Annotated in this window: 7 protein-coding genes and 1 rRNA gene; 3 read left to right on the plus strand and 5 right to left on the minus strand. The window is 62.9% G+C overall.

What is annotated here, in order from left to right; translation table 11 throughout:
* Positions 1-52: 52 nt before the first annotated feature.
* Entirely contained in the window at positions 53-424 is a 372-nt protein-coding gene (locus tag QM797_RS13370) for a DUF3817 domain-containing protein (RefSeq protein WP_283276089.1), read from the minus strand.
* A gap of 67 nt (positions 425-491) precedes the next feature.
* A complete protein-coding gene (locus tag QM797_RS13375; protein WP_283276090.1) occupies positions 492-1682 on the minus strand; it encodes an acetyl-CoA C-acetyltransferase in 1191 nt (396 codons plus the stop codon).
* 104 nt (positions 1683-1786) lie between these two features.
* On the opposite strand from QM797_RS13375, the gene mce reads away from it, so the two are divergent.
* Positions 1787-2269, plus strand: a complete 483-nt coding sequence (gene mce, locus QM797_RS13380; RefSeq protein ID WP_371833973.1) for a methylmalonyl-CoA epimerase — start codon at positions 1787-1789, stop codon at positions 2267-2269.
* A 59-nt stretch (positions 2270-2328) separates the two neighbouring features.
* Entirely contained in the window at positions 2329-3279 is a 951-nt protein-coding gene (locus QM797_RS13385) for a coiled-coil domain-containing protein (RefSeq protein ID WP_283276092.1), read from the plus strand.
* A 28-nt stretch (positions 3280-3307) separates the two neighbouring features.
* Here QM797_RS13385 and QM797_RS13390 read toward each other — a convergent pair whose 3' ends face one another.
* Together QM797_RS13390 and nucS are read right to left on the minus strand one after the other, a co-directional pair.
* Positions 3308-3625: an Rv1322 family protein gene (locus tag QM797_RS13390; RefSeq protein WP_032375952.1), complete on the minus strand. Its 318-nt coding sequence runs from the start codon at positions 3623-3625 to the stop codon at positions 3308-3310.
* A 41-nt stretch (positions 3626-3666) separates the two neighbouring features.
* Complete coding sequence (gene nucS, locus QM797_RS13395) at positions 3667-4338, minus strand: endonuclease NucS (RefSeq protein WP_283276094.1); 672 nt, start codon at positions 4336-4338, stop codon at positions 3667-3669.
* A 42-nt stretch (positions 4339-4380) separates the two neighbouring features.
* Here nucS and QM797_RS13400 point away from each other — a divergent pair, with 42 nt between their 5' ends.
* Positions 4381-5970 (plus strand): adenylate/guanylate cyclase domain-containing protein, encoded by a 1590-nt coding sequence (locus tag QM797_RS13400; RefSeq protein ID WP_283276095.1) that lies wholly within the window; start codon positions 4381-4383, stop codon positions 5968-5970.
* 311 nt (positions 5971-6281) lie between these two features.
* On the opposite strand, the gene rrf is transcribed toward QM797_RS13400, so the two are convergent.
* Positions 6282-6371, minus strand: a 5S ribosomal RNA gene (gene rrf, locus QM797_RS13405); the annotation flags it as partial.

Raw genomic sequence — 6371 nt, forward strand, 5'->3', positions numbered from 1 at the left:
GTCACGTCCTACAGTTTGTCACTAACGCGATGCGTCATCCACTGGCGGGCAGTCAGGACAGAACCTTCGCGTCGGCTACGGGCCTGCCCGTGCTCAGCTCGGCGAGGCGTCCGGTGCGCGCGGCCCAGATCTCGAAGATCACCGTGCCGAACGGCGGGAACGCTGCGACGAGCGCCAGCAGTGTTGCCTTGATGTCCCACTTCAACTTCACTGCCGTCAACACCGCGATGCCCAGGTACACCACGAACACGCCGCCATGGATCGGCCCGAAGATCTTCACGCCGATCTCGTTGCCATCGGCGGGGATGTACTTGAAGGCCATTCCGATCAGCAGTCCCAGCCAGGTGAACGCTTCGAGCACAGCGATGAAGCGGAAACGTGTGGCCGTGCTGCTCAGGTTGAAGAAGTTGGTCATGCCAGCCATTGTGCCCGGTTTGCTACGACAGAACGTAGTGGCTCTGGTCTCACTCCCGACCAGAGCCACCGCGGTCTTACTTCTTCGGTACTCGAACGATGAGGGCGTCGCCCTGTCCACCGCCGCCGCACAATGCGGCTGCGCCGACTCCACCGCCGCGTCGCTGCAGCTCGAGGGCCAAGTGCAATGCGATGCGGGCACCGGACATGCCGAGGGGATGTCCGATGGAGATCGCGCCACCGTTGACGTTCACGATCTCCGGATCGATGCCGAGCTCGCGTGTCGAGGCGATTCCGACCGCTGCGAACGCCTCGTTGATCTCGACGACATCGAGATCCTTCGGGTCGATGCCTTCCTTCTCGCAGGCCTTGGAGATGGCGCGGGCCGGCTGCGACTGCAGGGTGGAATCGGGACCGGCCACCACTCCGTGAGCGCCGATCTCGGCGAGCCAGGTCAAACCGAGCGACTCGGCCTTCTCCTTGGTCATCACGACGACGGCGGCAGCACCGTCGGAAATCTGCGACGCCGATCCCGCGGTGACGGTTCCGGCCCTGTCGAAGGCGGGTCGAAGCTTGCCGAGGGAATCGACAGTGGTGTCGGCTCGGATACCTTCGTCGGCCGTGAACTGGATCGGATCGCCCTTGCGCTGCGGGATCGACACGGCGACAACCTCGTTGTCGAAAACGCCGTTCTTCCAGGCGGCAGCGGCTTTCTGATGCGACGCGGCAGCGAACGTGTCCTGCTCTTCGCGGCTGATGGCCTCGGCACTCTGGTTGCGCTGCTCGGTGAGCGCGCCCATGGCCTGGTCGGTGAAGATATCGTACAAACCGTCGTACGCCAGGTGATCGCGCATCGTGACATCGCCGTACTTGAACCCGGCGCGCGACTTCTCCAGCATGTGTGGAGCCTGCGTCATCGATTCCTGACCACCGGCGACGACGATCTCGAACTCACCGGCGCGAATGAGCTGATCGGCCAGCGCGATGGCGTCGACGCCGGAAAGACACACCTTGTTGATCGTCAGTGCAGGCACGGTCATCGGAATACCGGCAGCAACGGCGGCCTGGCGGGCCGGGATCTGGCCGGCTCCAGCGGTGAGAACCTGGCCCATGATGACGTAGTCGACCTGATCCGGAGCAACACCGGCCTTCTCGAGTGCACCCTTGATGGCGATCCCGCCGAGGTCCGATCCCGAGAAGTCCTTGAGTGCACCCGAGAAGCGCCCGACGGGCGTACGAGCACCGGCAACGATGACTGTTGTGGTCACGATTTCCTCCGAAAGTATGAAGACGGCCTTGTCGAGATCAACGCTCCGACGCCCCCTTCCGAGACCGGCGGGCGGAGCACCGAAACGCAGCTGGCGCTAACGTCATGGCCATGACCTCCAGCACGCAGTCTTTCACGGGAGCTCCACTGCGCTCCGACCTGGTGACGGCTATCGACCATGTCGGTATTGCAGTGCCTGATCTCGACGCTGCCATCACCTGGTACACCGACCACCTCGGCATGATTGCCGTGCACGAGGAGATCAACGAGGAGCAGGGCGTCCGCGAGGCGATGCTCTCCTTCCCCGGTGCCGGAGAGAAGTCCGCAGCACTGCAGTTGCTCGCACCGATCGACGAGTCGTCCACCATCGCCAAGTTCATCGGCCGCAACGGCCCGGGACTGCAGCAGTTGGCGTACCGCGTCACCGACATCGAAGAGATCTCGACCGAGCTTCGCGCCCGCGGCGTTCGGTTGCTGTACGACGCCCCGCGCCGGGGCACCGCCGATTCTCGGATCAACTTCGTCCATCCCAAGGACGCCGGTGGCGTGCTCATCGAACTGGTCGAACCGAACCCCGACGCGCACTGATCGAACTCTGTGAATCAGCCGTATGGCTCTCTACTTGACTCACCGGTAAATTGACGGCCATGGCCATCGATCATGAGCGCACTTCTACGGTGCAACTTCCCTTTTCCATCGTCCGGAAGGGGTTCGATCGCGACGAAGTCACCAACTACTTCGAGCGGTTCGACGCCGAGCTCCGGCTGACGACCGCCGACCGTGATGCGGCCGCAGCCCAGGCTCGTGATCTGGCCAAGCAACTCGACGACGCTCGCGACGAGATCGACGAACTGCGCAAGGACATCGATCGCCTGTCGGTTCCGCCCACCACAGCGGAGGGTATGAGTGATCGCATCTCACGCATGCTGCGGCTCGCCTCGGACGAGGCATCGGAAGTACGCGCCAAGGCGCACTCGGAGTCCGAGGAAATGATTTCCGTTGCGCAGCAAGAGAGTGCCCGACTGCGCGGACGGCACGAGTCACTGGTGGCCGAACTCGAAGAGCGCCGAACGGCACTCGAAGCCGAACACCAGCAGACCATGGCTCAGGCGCGCACCGAGGCAGCTCGAGTGGTCGAGGCCGCGCAGGCCGAGCGCGACAAGTTGGCTGCCGAATCCGAGGCCAAGCGCGCCGAGGTTCAGGAAGACTTCGAGATCACGATGGCCGAGCGCCGCACCAAGGTGCTCACCGCTCTCGAGGAACTCGAAGCGTCCAGCAAGGCCGATGCTGCCCGCCGCATCGAGGAGGCGACCACCGAGTCTGCTCGACGGCTCCAGTCCGCGAGTGAACAGGCCGAGCGACGCATCGCGCACTCGAAGGAACTGGCCGAGGAGCTGCGCGTGCTCCGTAGTCGTGTTCTGGCACAGCTGCTCGGAATACGAGGCCAGCTCGATTCGGTTCCGGCCATGCTCGCCTCGGTCAACCGTGAGAGCGAACTGCTCGACAATCCCGACCCGACGGCAATCCTCAAGAAGGAAGAAGAGAAGGCAGCCGCGAAGGCCGAGGACAAGAAGGAATCGGCCGAATCGGCATCCTGAATTCGCAGTACACGCTGGGCCTCCCCCGTTACGACCAACGACGGGTGAGGCCTCGCGTGTTTCTGCCGCTCCAACATCCGGTGTGCCAATGTCTGCGGTTGTCCGCGCCACCGAAATCGTCCGACGGCCACGCAACGATATGCGCGACGCCCGGCCGCACCTCGTGATCGCAGCCGGGGCAGCGATACGTCTTGACGGCCTTGGCACCCGGGATCATCCGAGTCGTGTACGTGTCTCCATCCGGACCGACCTCGACCCGGTTGCCACCCAGTACAGAGTCGGTGGCCGGACCGAGATCACTCGGCCCGCTCCGATTCGGTCGGCGGGGTTGGTTACGACGGGGCACCGGTCCAGTGTAGAGAACCGAACGACCGATGCCGACAGTCGTCAGAAGAGCCGGAACTCGGTACTCTCGGTTCCCCGTAGGACGTCGTAGTCGAGTGTGAGACAACGAATGCCGCGGTCGGTGGCCAGCGTCTTGGCCTGCGGCTTGATGACCTGTGCAGCGAAAACTCCGCTCACCGGGGCCAGCAGCGGGTCACGATTGAGAAGCTCCAGGTACCGGGTCAACTGTTCGACGCCGTCGATCTCACCACGGCGCTTGATCTCGACGGCCACTGTTCCGCCATCAGCGTTGCGGCACAGCAGATCCACCGGGCCGATAGCCGTCATGTATTCGCGTCGAACGAGGGTGTATCCATCACCCAAGGTGCTGACGTGCTCGGCCAACAACTCCTGAAGATGGGCCTCCACACCGTCTTTCACCAAACCGGGGTCGATACCCAACTCGTGGCTCGAGTCGAGCTCGACGTCGTCGATGGTGATGCGAAGTTCCTCGCCCGCCTTGTTGGTGACGACCCATTTGATCGTCTCGTCTTCGGTGGTCTCGACCATCCAGCACGGCGGAGACATCCAGTTGAGCGGCTTGTACGCCCGGTCGTCCGCATGCACGCTGACCGATCCGTCGGACTTCACAAGCAACAGACGCCGAGCCGACGGGAGGTGTGCGGTGAGACGGCCGACATAGTCCACTTGGCAACGAGCAATAACTAAACGCACTCGACCACCATAGGGCAGGCGCCCCGTTAGTCTGTGACGACCATGCCGCAATTGAGACGATCCGCCGCTCCCCTGGGTTCCCGACTGCTCGGCGACACCTCCGAATCGCCCCGCCGACGTCGGATCCGAATCCAGGTGTTGCTGACGGTCTTCCTGATCCTGTCGAACCTGATCGGTGCAGTCATCGTGGGTGTACTGATCAGTGTCGTCGTGCCCGGCCCGAACGTTCTGGAGATGGATCGCTATTGGTGGGTGAATTTCATCGTCGTCCCGGTGTACGTCTTTCTCGCATTCCTGGTCGGCGTCGTTTGGGGCACCACAGGGGCGCTGAGCAGCCTGCGGTGGGGCATCGAGGATCGCCAACCCACAAGATCAGAGCAAGTCGCGACCCTGGCAATGCCGTGGCGCCTGACGCGCATTCAGATTGCTCTCTGGATCGGCGCGTTGCTTCTGCTCACGACGATCGACGGCATCATCGATTCGAGGTCGATTCCCAAGGTGGCGTTCACGATCGCGGCGGGTGGCACTGTTGTCTGCGCCTTCAGCTACCTGCTCAGCGAGTTCGCGCTACGCCCCATTGCGGCTCGCGCACTCGAAGCCGGCGACCCACGTCGGATCCGTATAGCCGGAGTCATGGGCCGCTCGATTCTGTCGTGGCTGCTGGGCACAGGCGTGCCGGTCAGCGGATTGATGATCATCGCTGTCTTCCGCTTCATCAACCCTGAAACGACAGCGACTCAACTCGCGGTCTCCATCCTCGCGTTGGGTGGCATCACCATCGTGTTCGGACTCGCGTTGACCGTGCTGGGCGGCTTCGCAACCACCTCCCCGATCAACAATGTGCGTGCAGGGATGGCCGAGGTGGAGAAGGGCAACATGGACGTCCGCCTCGCGGTATACGACGGCACCGAGCTCGGCGAACTGCAGAGTGGGTTCAACCGAATGGCCGACGGTGTGCGTGATCGAGAGAAGATCCGTGACCTGTTCGGCCGACACGTCGGACACGAAGTTGCAGAGAAGGCGTTGCAATCCGAGAGCGAACTCGGCGGACAAGAACGCGATATCGCAGTGTTCTTCATCGACCTAGTGGGATCGACGGAGCTAGCGGCATCCCGGCCCCCCACCGAGGTCGTGGACCTACTCAACCGATTCTTCGCGGTCGTGGTCGACGAGGTAGACGAACACGGTGGCTTCATCAACAAGTTCGAGGGAGACGCAGCGCTGGCTATCTTCGGAGCCCCCAACGACATTTCCGACCACAGCGGCTCCGCACTGGCTGCGGCAAGAGCAATTGCTCGACGGTTGTTGGTGGAAGTCCCCGAATGCAGCGCGGCAGTCGGCGTCGCTGCCGGACGCGCGGTTGCCGGCAATGTCGGAGCAAAATCCAGATTCGAGTACACCGTTATCGGAGACCCGGTGAACGAGGCCGCTCGCCTCTCCGAACTGGCAAAGAATGCCCCCGGAGCCATCCTCGCGTCCAAGACTGCCGTCGACGGTGCTGCTGACGATGAAGCACATCGTTGGGAATTCGGTGATGCAGTCACCCTTCGCGGACGGTCTGTGGAGACTGTCCTCGCACATCCGAAGGACGTCGAGGTCGTGGCGGATGAGCCCGAAGCCCTTCACGCCTGACGCCGAACCAATCTACTGAACCAACGAATCCTGTGCAGCGGCAACTGCTTTGGCGGTGAGCCCGTGCCGTCACACTGATGCGCACACGTACGCGCGTGTCTCGCATGCTCACGTATTCGCCGGCGAATACTGCTCGCGTCCGACAATGGCTCACGTGTGTGTTCGATGTAGGGACTTCGTCAGTGTCCGATCGCGAGCGTGGTGGGTGAGGGTCGAGCGGCAATCGGTGTGCAACGGGTTCGGTTGTGGGGGTGGTGGTTTCGAAATGCAGAATGCCCCGACCGTGAAGGTCGGGGCATTCTGGAATATGTGTTCGGCGGTGTCCTACTCTCCCACACCCTGTCGAGTGCAGTACCATCGGCGCTGGAGGGCTTAGCTTCCGGGTTCGGAATGGGACCGGG

This window comes from Rhodococcus sp. IEGM 1381, assembly GCF_030056795.1.
Lineage (GTDB): Bacteria > Actinomycetota > Actinomycetes > Mycobacteriales > Mycobacteriaceae > Rhodococcoides.